Genomic DNA, 15,909 nt, shown 5'->3' with positions numbered 1-15,909 from the left:
CACGTTAAATATTTTTTGTGAAGACACACTTCTTGATGCCTCTTGAATTTATTATCACCAAAACTATTGAATCCAGATAGAGACTCGAACCATTTAATTTTATATTTTTGAACAACATTTAGTTATGAAAAACCTCCTAGACAAACTTTACAGAAATCAATCTATCATCTTTAAGTTTTTTCTTTTAGCTATTAGTGTATTTCTTATTGTTTATTTTTTCCCAACAGGTGGCCAGTTCAAATATGAGATTATCAAAGGAAAGCCATGGCAGTATGAAAATCTTTATGCTCCTTTTGATTTTGCAATTCTAAAATCTGATGAAGAGATCGCTGCAGAGAAGTCTAGAATAAGAAAAACCCATATTCCTTATTTCCAATATGACGTTTCTACTGCTGAAAGTGTAAAAAATAATTGGCAGGAAAAACTTGATATTTCTCAGGATTCACTTGTAAAATCCGATCAAAAAGCTACTGAATTCATTTCGAAAACTCTAGATGAGATTTATCAGAATGGGATACGAATTCAAGATGGAGATGATAATAACTATTCCATAATATTCCTCATCAAGAATAAGCAAGTTGAAGAATTGTTATATAAGGATCTTCTTACTCAACAAGACTTAAAGCCTTTTCTGATTTCTAAAATTGAAGGGAACAATTTATCAAATTTAAAAAATGAGCTTTTAGAAATATTTTTTGAAGTTTTAGAAGTTAATGTCGAGTATGATGAAGAGCTTAATCAAAAGCAGATTCAATCAAAATTTGAACAAATCTCCTACACCAGAGGACGGGTGACCAAGGGCAGTAAAATAATTGCCAAAGGTGAGATTATAGAGGGAGAGAAGCTCAGAATGTTGAATTCCCTAAAATACGAGTATGAGTCACAAAGCTTGGAGTCTTCTGCGTTTGTAGTAGTGATCACTGGCTATACTTGTCTTGTTGGACTTTCTTTATTAATGTTGCTGTTGTTTATAAGACAATACAGACCAGACATTTATGACAATAACAATAAAATTACCTTCATATTTTTTAATATTCTGTTTCTTGTTTTCCTTACCTTATTGGTGCTAAGACTGGATACAGATTATGTTTACGTAGTTCCGTTGTGTATTCTGCCGTTGACTTTGAAGGCGTTTTTCGATGCGCGACTCGGTCTTTTTACTCACATGATTACTGTTTTGATTCTGGGTCTTATCGTACCCGATAGTTTTGAGTACATGTTCTTACAAATTATAGCTGGTATAGTTACCATTTTGACAGTTTCAGAATTATATAAAAGAGCTAATTTATTTATATCTGTTGTTCAAATTACGTTGGTTTATATTTTCGCTTACTTCGCTTTTAACATGATTAAAGAAGGAAGTATTGCTGAAATTAATTACAATAATTTTATTTATTTCCTCCTTAGTGGAGTAGGCTTACTTTTCGTTCAGCCTTTGATTTATGCTTATGAAAAGATTTTCGGTCTAATATCAGATCTTTCGCTTTTAGAACTTTCGGATACCAATTCCAAATTACTAAAAGAACTTGCCAATGTTGCTCCGGGAACTTTTCACCATTCTTTGAACGTGGCCAACCTTGCAGAAGCGGCCGCTAATGAAATAGGAGCTAATTCGTTACTCATTCGCGTTGGAGCTTTATACCATGATATTGGTAAAATGAAAAACCCTATCTATTTTACTGAAAATCAAACGACTTCCGTTTCCCCTCATGATGAACTTTCACCTCGGGAAAGTGCAGAAGTGATTATCAATCACAGATTGGAAGGGATCGAAATTGCAAAACGTAGGAATCTTCCAGATAGAATCATCGATTTCATAAGGACTCACCACGGGACGACTACAGTTTATTATTTCTATGCCAAGCAAAAAGAAGACGACGAAGGAGAGGAGATTACTGATAAAAAAGACTTTAGATATCCTGGTCCTATTCCTTTCAGTAAAGAAACGGCGATTTTGATGATGTGCGACTCTGTAGAGGCAGCAAGTAAATCGCTTAAAGAACCAAATACGCAGCTTATTGATGATTTTGTAGAAAAAATCATCAATAAGCAAATTCAAGAAGATCAATTTATAAATGCTAATATTACCTTCAAAGAAATTCAATCTATTAAAAAGATTTTGAAGGCTAAATTGAATAATATTTATCACCTTAGAATTGAATATCCAGATTAATATGAAATCCATCGTTATCGCCATAGACGGCCATTCTTCAACAGGAAAAAGTACCGTAGCTAAAAAGCTTGCCAGTGAACTGGGGTACAAATATGTGGATACTGGAGCTATGTACAGGGCAGTGACGCTTTTTGCGATGAGAAACAATTGGATTGTGGATGGGGAAGTCGATGATTCAAAACTCATTGATCACCTTCCTGAAATCAAAATTAATTTTGAATACAATCCTAAAGCTGGCAGCAATGATGTTTTACTGAATGGCGAAAATGTTGAAAAAGAAATCAGGACCATGGAAGTTTCAGGAAATGTCAGTTCTGTTGCTAAAATTGATGAGGTGAGAGAAAAACTAGTTCAAATTCAAAAGGAACTTGGAGAAGAAAAAGGGATTGTGATGGATGGCAGAGACATCGGTAGTGTAGTATTTCCTGAGGCAGAGCTTAAAATTTTCATGACTGCTAGTGCAAATATTAGAGCTCAGCGTCGTTATAATGAACTGAAAGAAAAAGGAGAAGACATTAACTTTGAAGAAGTTCTAAAAAACGTCCAGCACCGTGACGATATCGATTCCAATAGAAAAAACTCGCCGCTCATACAGTCGGAAGACGCAATCAAAATTGATAACAGCAATCTATCTCAAGAAGAGCAATTTGCAAAAATTTTGAATTTGGCGAAGGAAAAAATGATATCAGCTTAATTCATTTTTAAAATTAAGTCAATAAGGCGATTGCTGTAACCTCTTTCGTTATCATACCAGCCAATTAACTTGATTAAATTTCCACCAATAACAGAAGTCATTTCAGCATCAAACACACAGGAATAAGGATTTCCTACTATATCAATACTGACCAAAGGCAACTCAGAGTATTCTAAAATTCCTTTCAAATGAGTTTCTGAAGCCTTCTTAAAAAGAGCATTTACCTCTTCAATAGTAGTTGAAGTTTTCACATTTAAAGTCATATCCGTCAATGAACCATTAGGAACAGGAACGCGTATTCCACAACCTCCGATAACCTCGCTTAAGTCTGGAAAAATTTTCGTCAGAGCTTTTGCAGCACCGGTTGTTGTCGGTATAATAGATTGCGAAGCTGCTCTTGCGCGTCTCAAATCCCGATGAGGTTTATCATGCAAACTCTGATCAGAAGTGTAGGAGTGAACTGTAGAAATGTATGCCTGTTCCACTTCAAAAGCATCGTGAATCACTTTTAGCATAGGAGCTGCATTGTTGGTGGTACAAGAGGCATTTGAAATCATGACATCATCTTCTTCCAGAACCCAGTCGTTTACTCCCAAAACCACCATTTTTACAGAATCATCGCTAGGAGGAACACTCAAAATCACTTTTTTGGCTCCTGCTTCAAGATGATGTTGTAGTTGAGTCTTGGTTTTAAATTGACCTGTACATTCTATAAGGGTCTCCACATCGAATTTGCCCCAATTTAAGTCTTCAAGTTTTGGAATATTGACAAGCGGAAACAGCTTTCCTTCCACCAGAACACCTTCGTCGTTGTAACTGACTTTAAAAGGAAATTGACCGTGAACGCTATCGTATTTCAACAAATGTGATAATGTTCTCGCATCAGCAAGATCGTTGATGGCAACGATTTCAATTTGTGGGTGCTGATATAACAAACGAAAAAGGCTTCGACCGATACGACCAAAGCCATTAATTCCTACTCTTATTTTTTTACTCATTCTTATTCAAGATGTTTGTGGGCTTTGTAAGAAGATCTTACCAAAGCAGAACTTTCAACATGACGGAAACCTAATTCTTTTCCGATGGTTTCATATTTTTTAAATTGTTCTGGAGTAATAAATTCTTGTACTGGCAGATGTTGTTTACTTGGTTGTAAATATTGACCTATAGTTACAACATCTACGTCTACGCTCCTCAAATCTTTTAGAGTTTGAATCACTTCTTCCTCTTTTTCACCAAGTCCGAGCATGATTCCAGATTTAGTTCTTTTGATGCCCTGAGCCTTAAGATATCTCAAAACCTCCAAACTTTTATCGTATTTAGCTTGAATTCTTACTTCTCTGGTTAAACGTCTTACCGTTTCTATGTTATGAGAAACCACTTCAGGAGCTACTTCAATAATTCGATCTATGTTCCTGGTATTTCCTTGAAAATCAGGAATTAGTGTCTCTAAAGTAGTGTTAGGATTCATTCTTCTAATGGCATTTACTGTTTCAGCCCAGATAATAGAACCCATATCCTTAAGGTCATCCCTATCTACAGAAGTCACAACTGCATGTTTTACTCCCATTATCTTGATGGATCTTGCTACTTTTTCTGGCTCATCCCACTCCACATCTTCTGGTCTGCCAGTTTTTACACCGCAAAATCCACAGGAACGTGTACATATATTTCCAAGTATCATAAATGTAGCAGTACCTTCTCCCCAACATTCCCCCATATTTGGACAGCTTCCAGAGGTACATATTGTATGCAGGTCATATTTATCTACAAGATTCCTTAAGTTTCTATATTTCTTACCAGTAGGTAATTTTACACGCAACCATTTAGGTTTACCCGTTCTGGTTGTGGTTTTATTCTCGGTAGTCGTTTTATTTTTCTCTAATACTGCAGTCTCCATAATTTGCAATTTTGTACAAATGTAAGAAATAAAGAATAGTTTAGCTTCAGATTGCACCTCACAGACATCCAAAAACGGGAAATCTAAGACAAATTTAACCTAGGTTGATTTTTTCCTAATATCCCTGATTTTTTCTTCTGAATTTGCCATAGATAGATGAAAGAAGTAGAACAGTTTGGCCTAAACTCATAAGTAACTTTTAAGCTCCAGCTACTGAAAAATATATCATAAGAAAATGACTGAAACTTCCGAGCATCACAAATACATGCCATATCACATGATTAAAAGGGATAGATGTTTTGACATAAAAAAAAATTCCAACGGTATAAAAAAAGCCTCCAAGTAAAAGCATTGAAAGCTCAACTAATGAAAAGTTTTCAACAACTGCAAAACCATCAAAAATGATAAGCCAGCCCATAAGAAGGTAGAGCAGGAGCGATATTTTCTCAAATTTCCCAGTAAAAAAAAGTTTTAGAATTGTACCTAAAACGGCAATACCCCATACGGCATAAAATAGTAATTCTCCATGGCTATTTTTCAAAAGCGTAAGCACAACGGGACTATAGGTTCCAGCAATAAGGAAGTAAATACTAATGTGATCCAGAACTCTCAATCTTCGTTTTAATCTGCCATCCGAAACGTAATGATAACTCGTAGATGCTGCATAAAGTAAGACCAAAGACAACGCATAAAGAATTATACCTAGTGTAAGATAGTTTTCACTAAATTCAATCGTAAAAAATAATATACCAACACCAATACAAGCCAATAATAATCCAACTCCATGCGTAAGTGTATTCCAGAATTCTTCTTTTTGGGTTTGTAAAACTTCCATTGTAGGGTATGAGTCTTTGAATTTGCAAAGCTAACTCAATAAGTGATTTCATTAAAACTTCAATAGAAGATCATAATGAGATTAAAGAAATCAACTAATAAAGCTTTAAGTGAGTCTAGTAAGTGAAACAACCACAACGGTCCCTTCTGAAACGCTCCTTTGCCCTGAAATTGATCATGAACGAATGAATTCCACCATTGTATTGAGCAAAAGTAGTAATGGATGTATCATATGAGTATCCTGCCATGATCTGGTCAGTTATCCTTAGACCAATAAACGCTCCAGCAGTCACGTTATGCTCATAGTTGGCACTTGCGTAAATTTTATCTTTCCAGTCTAGGTTAAAAGAAACCAGGGCGCTGTAGGGAGCACCGTTAGCAACTCTAGCAAGGACAGTTGGTTGCAGATAGACTTCTCGTTCTAGTTCAAATCTGTAACCAGTAGTTAAATAATAATTTGGTGTCGTGTTCGCTAATGTGTTTCTAAATTCATCTATATAGCTGGTTGTTAAAAAATTTGGAATGGAAACGCCTACAAAAAAGTTTTCTCTGTGTAAAAAAATCCCTGTTCCAAAAATTAAACTAGTTCTTGACAAATCACCAAATGGATTACCAAACTCATTTGGATCTTCTATAGATAGTAATGAGTAATCTATAGCATAGTTATTTACTCCAAGTTTTATTCCTGTAGATAAAAGCCAGTTTTGAGAGAGCCTTAAGTGATAAGCTATATTTCCAACCACTCTATTTTCTGTACTCGCTCCAATTTTGTCACTCATAATATCAAATCCAGCTCCAAGGTTTGTGAGTCCTATTCTATCGTGGCCTGTCAAAATTAGTGTTTCTGGAGCCCCATCAAAACCAACCCACTGGGAGGTATAAAATCCTGTAGCACTATACCCATCAGAACTTCCTGCATAGGCAGGATTATAAATTAGGGGCGCAAATACAAAATTTGATAACTTCACATCCGTTTGAGCTTTGGCAAAAAAACCAAGACTCATACAAAGCAGGAGTGTTATGTTTTTTAGAAAGTTCATCATCTGTTATTATTATCAATTTGTACAAAACCTTTCTTGGTGTCATTTCTACACGGCGATTCATAATTCAATATGTAGAAATAAGTTCCTGTCGGTAAAAAATTTCCTTGACTGATTGTCCCTTCTACATTTGAGGCTCCTTTAAACGAATTATCTGTATTATTATATCCTGTTGTTTCCCAAACTAACTTACCATAGCGATTATAAATTTTCATTTCATTATTTGGAAATAAATCGATGTTGACAACATTTAGTTTTTCATTAAAACTATTCCCATTTACGGTGATGAAATTATTTACATCTATAATGCCTTCAATGATATTGACATCAACCCTTAAGAAATCACTGCTCAGACAACTCAGGCTAGCATCAAAATTTCTAGCGTATAAGGTTGTACTCGCCGTTATTAGATAATCTTCTGGTAGAGCTGCAGTATCGCTTGGCGATAAATACCACTTAATATCCATACCAGAAACACTGAGATCACTGACGGTGGGCTGGTCTTCAATGCAAAATTCTTGGTAAGCATCACCTGTTGGTGGAGCAATATTATTTATAAAGTCTTGTTCTATTTCAATTTTTAAAACCTGCATGCACCCATTGTCGTCCATAACTTCAATATCATAGCTGCCAGGAGAAAGACCATCAAAAAGAAAAGTTGAATCATCAGAACCAACAGATCCAAAATTGGAAGAGTAAGGAGGCGTACCGCCTTCAACAAATAAGGTTATGGTTCCATCATCAATTCCAAAACAGTTAGCTAGGGTGGTATTATAATTTACATCCAACACTTCCGGTTCAGTAATTTCCTGAACTAAATTGATTGAACAACCGCTCGCATCTGTGACATTCAAGGAATAAACTCCTTTATCGAGATTATTTAGGACGGGTTCAGAACTAGTAAATCCATCTGGACCTGACCATTGATAATTATAAGAGCCATTTGCAAATTTTCTTCCGCCCTCAACATCTACGCTTATAAAACCATCTGATGCATTGAAACAGCTTATGTTATCAGAAGTATAGTCTCCTACTAAAGCATCAACACCTTCTATTTCAACATCAATGGATATTTCACAATTATATTTATCAGTAATATTTGCAGTATAAGACCCAGGTTGCAACTGACTCAATTCTTTGCCGGATGCTCCATTGTTCCACTCTACATTGTAAGGAGCAGTTCCTCCTTCAATATCTAGTGAAATTTGACCATCTTCGCTGAAGGCGCAGGTCTCATCTCGGGAGCTAACCTCAATTTTGATAGGATCTGGCATGATCAACTCTACATCTTTTGAAGCAATGCAGGTAAGATTATCATATACATCCACACTATAAGAACCAGGACCAACACCAGTAAGATTTTTTTCTGTTGAAATGACTTGATTTACAGCGTTCTTCCATTCATATTGATAAGTAAATTCGTTTGGTCCTGTTTGCAAAGGTGTTCCTCCTTCTACAGAAATATTGATGAATCCATTAAATTCATCTCCTACAGTTTTAGAAGTTTCGTTTTTTGGAATGCTAATTTCATCCGTGCAAACTATGGCTGATTTTTCATGAACTTCGATTTCTATTGGAGCAGGTTCTGTGACTTCAAAATCTTTAACAACGGTGCAGTTATTTTGGTCTGTAGCAATGACTGTATAGTAACCTGCGCCGATATTTTCTAAATCTTGTGTTGTAGCAACCAGCATTCCGTCTTTTAGCCAAGAATAGGAGTAGTTCCCAGTGCCCCCAGTTAAAGAAATAAGAATTTTACCGGTAAATTCCCCATGGCATTGGATGTTTAGTACGGCATCTTCCGTGACAATAAGTTCTTCTGGAGCCTCAATTTCATAGCTGAAATTATAAACACAACCAAACCCATCTGTAATTTCAAGATCGTAAGTTCCTTGTCTTAAATTGAAAATATCTTCTTGATTGGAACTAAACCCGTTAGGACCAGTCCAATTATATCGGTAAGATTGATTAGCAGATATTGGCGTACCACCACTTGGACTTATTTGTATACTACCATCGTTTGCATCAAAACAGCTCGTTTGATTTCCATTGAAATTTGAAATGACCGCATTGTCAATCACCTCAGAAGGGACACTAATTGTGAACTGGGTGGTGCTTTGTCCACAAGGATCGCCACTAAAACTACTTTCTGATGTTACAGTAATGACAGCTGTTTGTGTTACACCAGTTGTATTCGTTGCAGTGAAGACCGGTATATTTCCAGTTCCATTAGCTGCAAGACCTATTTCTGGATTTGAATTTGTCCATTCATAAGACGTAATCATTGTTGGAGCAGTTGTTGAAAAGTTAATTCCACCAATCTCATCTCCTCTACACACCTCAATATCTTCAATAGGATTTATTTCAGCAAAAGGAACTACTATCAAAGTTGCAGGGTCAGAAACCACTGGTCCACAACTTGAATTATCAAAACTTACCACTGCATAATAGAATTGCTCACCAGCTACATCAGTTGGAGGTAGAAATGTAGGTTGGTTGGCGCCAGCAATAGCTGTACCCCCAATGTTACTACTTTCATCATTTTCAAACCATTGATAAGTCGGTGTTCCAAGGCTAAAGTTTAAATTAACCGATAATAAATTCGGTATTGCATTCAGACATAGTTCTTCCGACTGTGGTTGCTGATTGATTACCGGTTGTGGTTCAACTCTTATTCTTGCTGGAATACTTATAGTTTCACATCCTGCTGCCTCTTGAGAAATAACAACATAATAAAATAATATTCCTTCCTGATCTGTTGGAGGGGTGAAGCTAGAATTAGTTTCATCAGTAATCTCAGTACCAGTTGTCGTGTCTGCTGTAGTATTTACATACCATTGATAATTGAATGGTCCAACCCCACCAGAAACTTCAACGTTTAATTCGCTTGCAGGTGCATTGAGACACAATTCTTGGTTATCCAATGGTTGAACATCGATTACAGGATCTTCTAGTACCTCAACTTCAGAAACCTGACTAATCACATCTCCACATTGATCTCCTTCTGGACTTACGACTACATAAAAGAAATAAGTACCTGGAATATCAAAAGCGGGTGGGAGGTAGGTCGCATCTGTAGCTCCAGGAATTTCTGTTCCTCCGGCATTTGTTGGTGTTGTATTTCTAAACCACTGGTAAGTAGTTGAGGTGGATTCTCCACTTTCTAAACTTACGCCTAAAGGGGATATCTGTCCACCTTCACAAATCGTTTGAAAAGATTGTGGTTCTTCTTGAATAAGACCAGAGCTTTCAACAATAACTTCCACAGTAAAAGGATCTCCAACACAACTTCCAGATCGGGGAGTCACTGTATAAGTTAGGGTTGCAATATTTTCTGATGTATTTGTAACATTTTGACTGATTTCAGTTTGAGCCGAAGTCTCTGCAGCACCACCGGTAATTGCACCTGCAGGAACGCTTACAGGTTCTGTCCAGGTATAGGTAGTATTTACAGGTACTATATTGTTTCCTGTGTCTGAAGGGATAATAGAGAAGGTTCCACCTGTACAAATGCTCTCGGTAATTGGTTCAATAAAAGGTTTAGGCTCTACGATAACTTCAATAAAAAACGGCTCTCCAAAACATCCGTCATTTTCTGGCGTAACCTCATAAGTAACGACTACTTCTTCACTGCTGTTGCTTACGAGCGTTTGAGAAATTTCAGATTGTGGTGTTGTTCCTTCTGTTATGCCAGTAATTGTTCCTGGTATGGATACCGTAGGGGTTCCCCATGTGTATTGAGTTCCCGCAGGCACTCGGTTCGGTAAAATATCTTCAGGATCGACAATGAAATCTTCGTCGCTACAGATATTAAGGTTTATATTTTCAATGAAAGGTTCTGGTTTCACTTCGACATTTACTAAGAAAGGTTCACCTTCACAACCATTTAAATCCGGAGTTACTGTATAGGTAACGGTCGCAGTTTCACTGGTTATGTTTGTTAATTGCTGATCAATAGAAGTGGTGGGTAGAGATTCTGCAGTGGATCCTGTAATTGAACCTGCAGGATTCACAACTGGGAGGTCCCATTTATAAGTAGTTCCTGGCGGAATTTGATTTCCAGAAAAACTTTCATCAGGAACAATTGATAAACTTTCATCACTACAAACCTCAAGATTGATGTCTTGAACGACAGGCATATCATCAAAATTGACAGTTACTTTAAATGGATTCCCTTCACATCCTCCTAAAATAGGAGTTACTGTATATTCAATGGAAGCTGCATTAGTTGTAGAGTTTTCAATTGGCTGAGAAATACTGGTTTGTTCATTTATTTCGTCAGAACTTCCTGTTATTGATCCGGCAGGAGTTATAGATGAAACTTCCCAAGTGTAGGTCGTTCCAGTTGGTACAAAGTTTCCACCACCAGAGGTTGGCGTGTAATCAAATACATCTCCATTACACAAATCTATCGACGTGTCAAGAATAATAGGAGCAGGATTAACTGTGATGGTGAATGTCTCTGAGACTCCTTCACAACTGGTGCTGCCAGATTTGACGAATGGAGTGACAGTAACTGTAGCGATTATTGGGTCTTCAGTTAAATTCTCTGCTGTAAAACTTGGAAGGCTTCCTGTTCCTGAAAGTGGTGTCAACCCAATATTAGTGTCTATTTCCCATTCAAAATCAGTGGTGTTTGCTGTATTTGGCGAACTAAAACCAATTTCAGAAATCTCTTCGGTATTACATACTTCTAAATCTGGGATTGGTTCTACTTCACCAAGAGGAAGTACTTCTATTTCCACTGTGTCTGTTGTAGCTGGACAAGAACCAGCAGGATCGTCTGAAGTGATAGTTAAGGTAATAATACCAGTAAATCCAGCAGGAGGGGTGAAATCTGTAGATGGATCTGTTGGATCATCAAATGTGCCTCCATCCGAAGAAGTCCAGGTGATGCTGGATGCAGCACCTCCAAAACTACCATTGAGACTGATAGTACTATCTACGCATATAGGGTCATAATTTCCAGCGTCTACTTCTGGTCCACTGTTTACAGTCACTGTATGAGTGTCACTAGCTTCAGAGCATAGCGTTCCAGAATTGTCTGAGGTAAGCGTGAAAGTAATAGTTCCAACATAGCCAGCTGGTGGAGTATATGTAGGATTAAGTCCACTAGCATCTGTGGCAAAAGTTCCACCTGTAACACTTGCTGTCCAATCACCAAGCCCTGTTCCGCCTGATATGGTTCCATCCAATACAATTTCCTCATCAACACAAACTTCTGCTGGGCCATCTGCCTGAACATCTACAGGAGGTAATACTTCTATGTTTCCTGTATAAGTATTGGACCCGCATTCGTTGGTCACTGTTAAATCATAAGTATAATTACCTGGAGTATTATAAGAAATAGAGGGGTTAGGATCAGTTGAGTTTGCGATGGATGCTGGAGGAGAAGCCCCAAAATCCCAAGAATAAGTAGTTCCTACAGAGGTATAACAATCATAAACTATTGGGTCTATAGTAAAAGGTTCGTCCTGACAAACCACGAGATCAGCTAGTTCAGCTTTAGGCTTGTCTTTTATGGTGATGACTCTCTCAAAAACATCATCTCTACAGTTCTCTCCAGGTAAAATACTTTCTACAAAAACCTCTAACCGGATGGTGTAAATCCCTGGTGCATTAAATTGAAATTCTGGTTCAAAATCTTCAGGACCAGTTCCATTTGCAAATTCCCATGTTGGAGTTATAGGAGAACCAGATGGGGGACAGTCAGAATTTTCCCGTTCTACTTTCCATTCGTATTTTGGTGTAATACCGCATCCATCGGCCTGAGAGGTGTTTGTGGTAGATACAATTTGGTTGTCTTCAAAACAAGCTTCATCCTCACTTACTGTAAATTCTGATATCACTTCTGGTATAATGCATATATCTTTGGTGATTCTACTCTCACCACAAACGTTACGAGTAACTAAGGTGACTTCATAAACTCCTGGTGTATCAAAAATAACTCCGAGTACATCAGAACCTTGATTCCAATCTGTCCAGTCAATAGGATTTCCATTATCATCACCAATATTTCCATTAGCTATCGTTGTTCCTCCTACAGGACTTATTTCCCAGTATTTACCATATTTAGAATTACATTCACTTTCTGAGGTGTTTTCACCACCAAACGAATCATCAGTAAAATTAACTAGAGAGTTCACACAGGCTATAGGAGCGGGGACAATAAAATCAGCTTTAGTGGGTTCAGAAACTCTTATAGGTCCTACAGAGTTGAAATTTCCAGAAGTATCACATGGATTAGTGGCTCTTACAGTTATTGAAAAAGAATTGGGGGTTGGACTATTGTTTACCGTAGAGCTAACTCCACATGATGTGCTTGAAAAAGTATGTGTATAGGGTAAAGTAATATCGGCACCAATAGCTAAAGTATCTGAATCTATAACTATAGGAGCAGAACCATCATTTATATTAATTGTATACCTATTTCCAGGTTGATTATCTGTGATTTCAATACTGTAATCATATTTATTTGGTAAGCAATGATTATTTCCTGACAATTTAACACTTACAGATGGTGGAGTGTCCCCAACAAAAACTCTAAATATTGATGTTTCTGGGTTACTACCTGGAAGAGTTACGGTATATTTTATTGAGTATAATCCATTTGTATAGGAATGATCTTCAACTTGTGAACTGCTAGTTCCATCTCCCCATTCAAGTAGGAAAGTTGTGCCAGCAGGATAAGAACCTTCATTGGGGTCTTCAAATTTAAAATTACCTGAACCAACGTTTGTACATCTTAAAAATGTTTTTGTACCATTTTGGAAATCAACTCCATAGCCTGAAAATCCTCCTAAAGTATTTGTAATATCTAATTCTGGTGGTGCAAATGCAGACTTTGGCTGGTCGGTAAAAATTTCAAAAAAAGATTTGGGAACATCTTCTCTTTTTTCTGATTTACCTTTTCGCAACTCTGTATTTGCTGAGGCCATTTCGGTATCAGAAATGGAATTGCTATCGGAAAAGTTGTATACAGCTATCCCAACTAAAAGTGAACATCCAATTAAAAATGTAGAGAGTAGTTTTGTTTTCATTAGCTGTAGTTTTCACAAATTATTTACGGGGATGATTTCTTAAGGTTCACTTAAAACCCGCAAATAACGTGTAGAACTTAAACTACAATAATAGAAACAATAATTAAGATATTAAAGCAATATTAATGAAATTAAAAAGTGCTAATTATAAAAATGGCTTTCAATTTAATTTAATCAATTGATTTTCAATTGATTGAATTAAATGTTAAAAAAGCAAATTAAAAATAAATAACGCAATAATAATATATAAAAATAAAAATATTAAGGAACTTGTAGGGATATTACAATGAAAAGTTAATTACCACTCATTGTTTTCTTTGGTGATGTAACGGTAGAGGTTTGAATTCAAATTGTTTATAAATGCAGTAATTATAGATCGACTTTCTAGTAAATCTCTTTTGATAACATCATCTTTGATTAGATCTACATTACTTATCACCCTATATTCAGTGTAATATTTATAATATAATGCTCTTACTTCAAATCTGTATTTTTGATCTCTAAGAGAAATTTTGATATCATATTTCAGGTCCGTAGGTAGATTTTTTATTTTCAAAAATCTTATCGATTTCCCTGAAATTAGAAATGAATCTTCAGAAAGCTTTGAATTTAGAAGTGTAGATTCATTAAAATAACTGTTTATCCAGCTTCTTAAATCATCTTCAAGCTGAACTTTATCTTTATCTGCAACATCAACCACAACAGCTTTGGGGAAGTTGTAATTATCAAAATCGAACTTTGGCAAATCTTTGGTTTGGCTAGATGAATTGAACGAAATAAAAACTACCACTACTAGTAAGTAAACTTTTGCCATAAATTCTAATTGTTAAGATTGTAAATTTAAACATATATGTTGTAAGTGTTGCAGATATTAATTATTAGATAATTATTTAACGCCTGTGAATCTTGTAATATATGCTTTTCCCTTGTGAAAATTACCTTCAGTTAAGTCTATTTCCAGATCTTCTCCATGGCTTTCAGACAACTCTTTAAAATCATTTTTAATGGATGCTAAGTCGTACAGTAATTCTTTATTTTTTGGACCTCCAGACTTGTATTGTTTCTCCAACTGTTGGGGATGAAAAGCTTCTAAAATAATTTTGCCTCCGGCCTTTAAAGATTTGATGGCATTTTTGTGAAGTTTTATTCTTACTTCCGGTTTCACATGTGCGTAAATTAATACGATAAGATCATATTTTCCAGTTTCAAAATTATAATCTTCTACTTTACTCAAATCATAAGTAATTGAAACTTGCTTTAAATTACATAATTTCAGTGCCTTTTCTTTTCCTGCTTCAGAAAAGTCAAAAGCATCAACTTGCCAGCCTTTTTCAGCTAAATAACAAGCGTTTCTTCCTTCACCTTCCAACGGTAAAAGAGCATTTCCCTTTTCGTTTATTTTGCCCAGTTCGGACTTTAAGTACGAATTAGGCTCAATGCCATACACAAATTCATCCATTCCAAATCTTTCATTCCAAAACTCTTTCATAAGGTTAAATTTTAAAAAAAATAAAACCCTGAATTTGATCAGGGTTTAAATATTAAATTGAATAAAACTTTTATTTATAATTTTTCATCTCTGTTTGAAGATTATTTTCACCAGAAATCATTTCAAATGAAGTGTTTTTTGTGCGCTCAAGTTCTAAAGCATACACTAAAGCTTGGGCAACATCTTCTCTAGGAATTTGTCCCATTTTCTTCAGTTTCTTAGCAACTTCCACCTTTTCTGTGCCTTTCTCATTTGTAAGACCACCTGGCTGTACGATTGTATAGACCATATCTGATTCTCTTAAGAAATCATCTGCTGCTTTCTTAGATTTTAAATAAGTCTCTAGACCTTCAACTTTACTTGGTGCATCGGTTCCCATAGAGCTAAGCATAACAAATTTCTGTAATTTATGGGCCTTTGCTAACTCAATAGCTCTAATGGCTCCCTTCTGGTCCACAGCAATTGTTTTTTCTTCTTTAGCTCCTCCTCCAGCACCAGCAGCAAAAATGACTTTATCGATTCCCATGAAGGCACCAGAAAAATCTTCTTCTAGATCCCCAATTCTTGTTTCAATACCTTGGTTTTCAAAAAAAGGCTTTTGAATCTCTTTTCTGATCATCGCATAAGGTTTGAAGTCGGTTGAATCTCTTAAAATCTTTGATATAATTCTTCCTGTAGAACCATTTGCACCTATCACTAATATATTTTGCATTTTTTTAATTTTAAAATTCACTCAAAA

General features: G+C 36.1%; 10 protein-coding genes. 2 read left to right on the top strand and 8 right to left on the bottom strand.

The window, feature by feature from the left end:
- The first annotated feature begins 124 nt into the window (after positions 1-124).
- Together LB452_RS09180 and cmk are read left to right on the top strand one after the other, a co-directional pair.
- Positions 125-2,173: an HD family phosphohydrolase gene (locus tag LB452_RS09180; protein ID WP_224461442.1), complete on the top strand. Its 2,049-nt coding sequence runs from the start codon at positions 125-127 to the stop codon at positions 2,171-2,173.
- 1 nt (position 2,174) lies between these two features.
- Positions 2,175-2,867 carry a (d)CMP kinase gene (cmk, locus tag LB452_RS09175; protein ID WP_224461441.1) on the top strand — a complete coding sequence of 231 codons (693 nt, stop codon included), beginning with the start codon at positions 2,175-2,177 and terminating at the stop codon, positions 2,865-2,867.
- Here cmk and gap read toward each other — a convergent pair.
- The 8 genes from gap to LB452_RS09135 form a co-directional block, all read right to left on the bottom strand.
- Positions 2,864-3,865 carry a type I glyceraldehyde-3-phosphate dehydrogenase gene (gap, locus tag LB452_RS09170; RefSeq protein ID WP_224461440.1) on the bottom strand — a complete coding sequence of 334 codons (1,002 nt, stop codon included), beginning with the start codon at positions 3,863-3,865 and terminating at the stop codon, positions 2,864-2,866. The two genes, cmk and gap, sit on opposite strands and share 4 nt — an antisense overlap.
- A gap of 2 nt (positions 3,866-3,867) precedes the next feature.
- On the bottom strand, positions 3,868-4,767 hold the full coding sequence (lipA, locus tag LB452_RS09165; protein WP_224461439.1) for a lipoyl synthase: 900 nt from the start codon (positions 4,765-4,767) through the stop codon (positions 3,868-3,870).
- A 199-nt stretch (positions 4,768-4,966) separates the two neighbouring features.
- A complete protein-coding gene (trhA, locus tag LB452_RS09160; protein WP_224461438.1) occupies positions 4,967-5,602 on the bottom strand; it encodes a PAQR family membrane homeostasis protein TrhA in 636 nt (211 codons plus the stop codon).
- A 115-nt stretch (positions 5,603-5,717) separates the two neighbouring features.
- Positions 5,718-6,644 (bottom strand): PorP/SprF family type IX secretion system membrane protein, encoded by a 927-nt coding sequence (locus tag LB452_RS09155; RefSeq protein WP_224461437.1) that lies wholly within the window; start codon positions 6,642-6,644, stop codon positions 5,718-5,720.
- Positions 6,641-13,681: a PKD-like domain-containing protein gene (locus LB452_RS09150; protein WP_224461436.1), complete on the bottom strand. Its 7,041-nt coding sequence runs from the start codon at positions 13,679-13,681 to the stop codon at positions 6,641-6,643. Before LB452_RS09150 ends, LB452_RS09155 begins: the two co-directional genes overlap by 4 nt.
- 298 nt (positions 13,682-13,979) lie before the next feature.
- Positions 13,980-14,495 (bottom strand): DUF4468 domain-containing protein, encoded by a 516-nt coding sequence (locus LB452_RS09145; protein WP_224461435.1) that lies wholly within the window; start codon positions 14,493-14,495, stop codon positions 13,980-13,982.
- A gap of 72 nt (positions 14,496-14,567) precedes the next feature.
- Positions 14,568-15,170 carry a class I SAM-dependent methyltransferase gene (locus tag LB452_RS09140; protein WP_224461434.1) on the bottom strand — a complete coding sequence of 201 codons (603 nt, stop codon included), beginning with the start codon at positions 15,168-15,170 and terminating at the stop codon, positions 14,568-14,570.
- Between the two features lie 70 nt (positions 15,171-15,240).
- Complete coding sequence (locus LB452_RS09135; RefSeq protein ID WP_224461433.1) at positions 15,241-15,882, bottom strand: SDR family oxidoreductase; 642 nt, start codon at positions 15,880-15,882, stop codon at positions 15,241-15,243.
- Positions 15,883-15,909 lie beyond the last annotated feature (27 nt).

Origin of the sequence: Psychroflexus longus (genome assembly GCF_020164595.1) — a bacterium.
GTDB classification, from domain to species: domain Bacteria; phylum Bacteroidota; class Bacteroidia; order Flavobacteriales; family Flavobacteriaceae; genus Psychroflexus; species Psychroflexus longus.
The sequence above is the reverse complement of the archived record's forward strand: the minus strand, read 5'-3'. Positions and strand labels throughout refer to the sequence as shown.

What these genes read in the sequence shown, in the direction of transcription:
- LB452_RS09180 (WP_224461442.1), top strand. Translation starts at nt 125, where the DNA reads ATGAAAAACCTCCTAGACAAACTTTACAGAAATCAATCTATCATCTTT.
- cmk (WP_224461441.1), top strand. Translation starts at nt 2,175, where the DNA reads ATGAAATCCATCGTTATCGCCATAGACGGCCATTCTTCAACAGGAAAA.
- gap (WP_224461440.1), bottom strand. Translation starts at nt 3,865, where the DNA reads ATGAGTAAAAAAATAAGAGTAGGAATTAATGGCTTTGGTCGTATCGGT.
- lipA (WP_224461439.1), bottom strand. Translation starts at nt 4,767, where the DNA reads ATGGAGACTGCAGTATTAGAGAAAAATAAAACGACTACCGAGAATAAA.
- trhA (WP_224461438.1), bottom strand. Translation starts at nt 5,602, where the DNA reads ATGGAAGTTTTACAAACCCAAAAAGAAGAATTCTGGAATACACTTACG.
- LB452_RS09155 (WP_224461437.1), bottom strand. Translation starts at nt 6,644, where the DNA reads ATGATGAACTTTCTAAAAAACATAACACTCCTGCTTTGTATGAGTCTT.
- LB452_RS09150 (WP_224461436.1), bottom strand. Translation starts at nt 13,681, where the DNA reads ATGAAAACAAAACTACTCTCTACATTTTTAATTGGATGTTCACTTTTA.
- LB452_RS09145 (WP_224461435.1), bottom strand. Translation starts at nt 14,495, where the DNA reads ATGGCAAAAGTTTACTTACTAGTAGTGGTAGTTTTTATTTCGTTCAAT.
- LB452_RS09140 (WP_224461434.1), bottom strand. Translation starts at nt 15,170, where the DNA reads ATGAAAGAGTTTTGGAATGAAAGATTTGGAATGGATGAATTTGTGTAT.
- LB452_RS09135 (WP_224461433.1), bottom strand. Translation starts at nt 15,882, where the DNA reads ATGCAAAATATATTAGTGATAGGTGCAAATGGTTCTACAGGAAGAATT.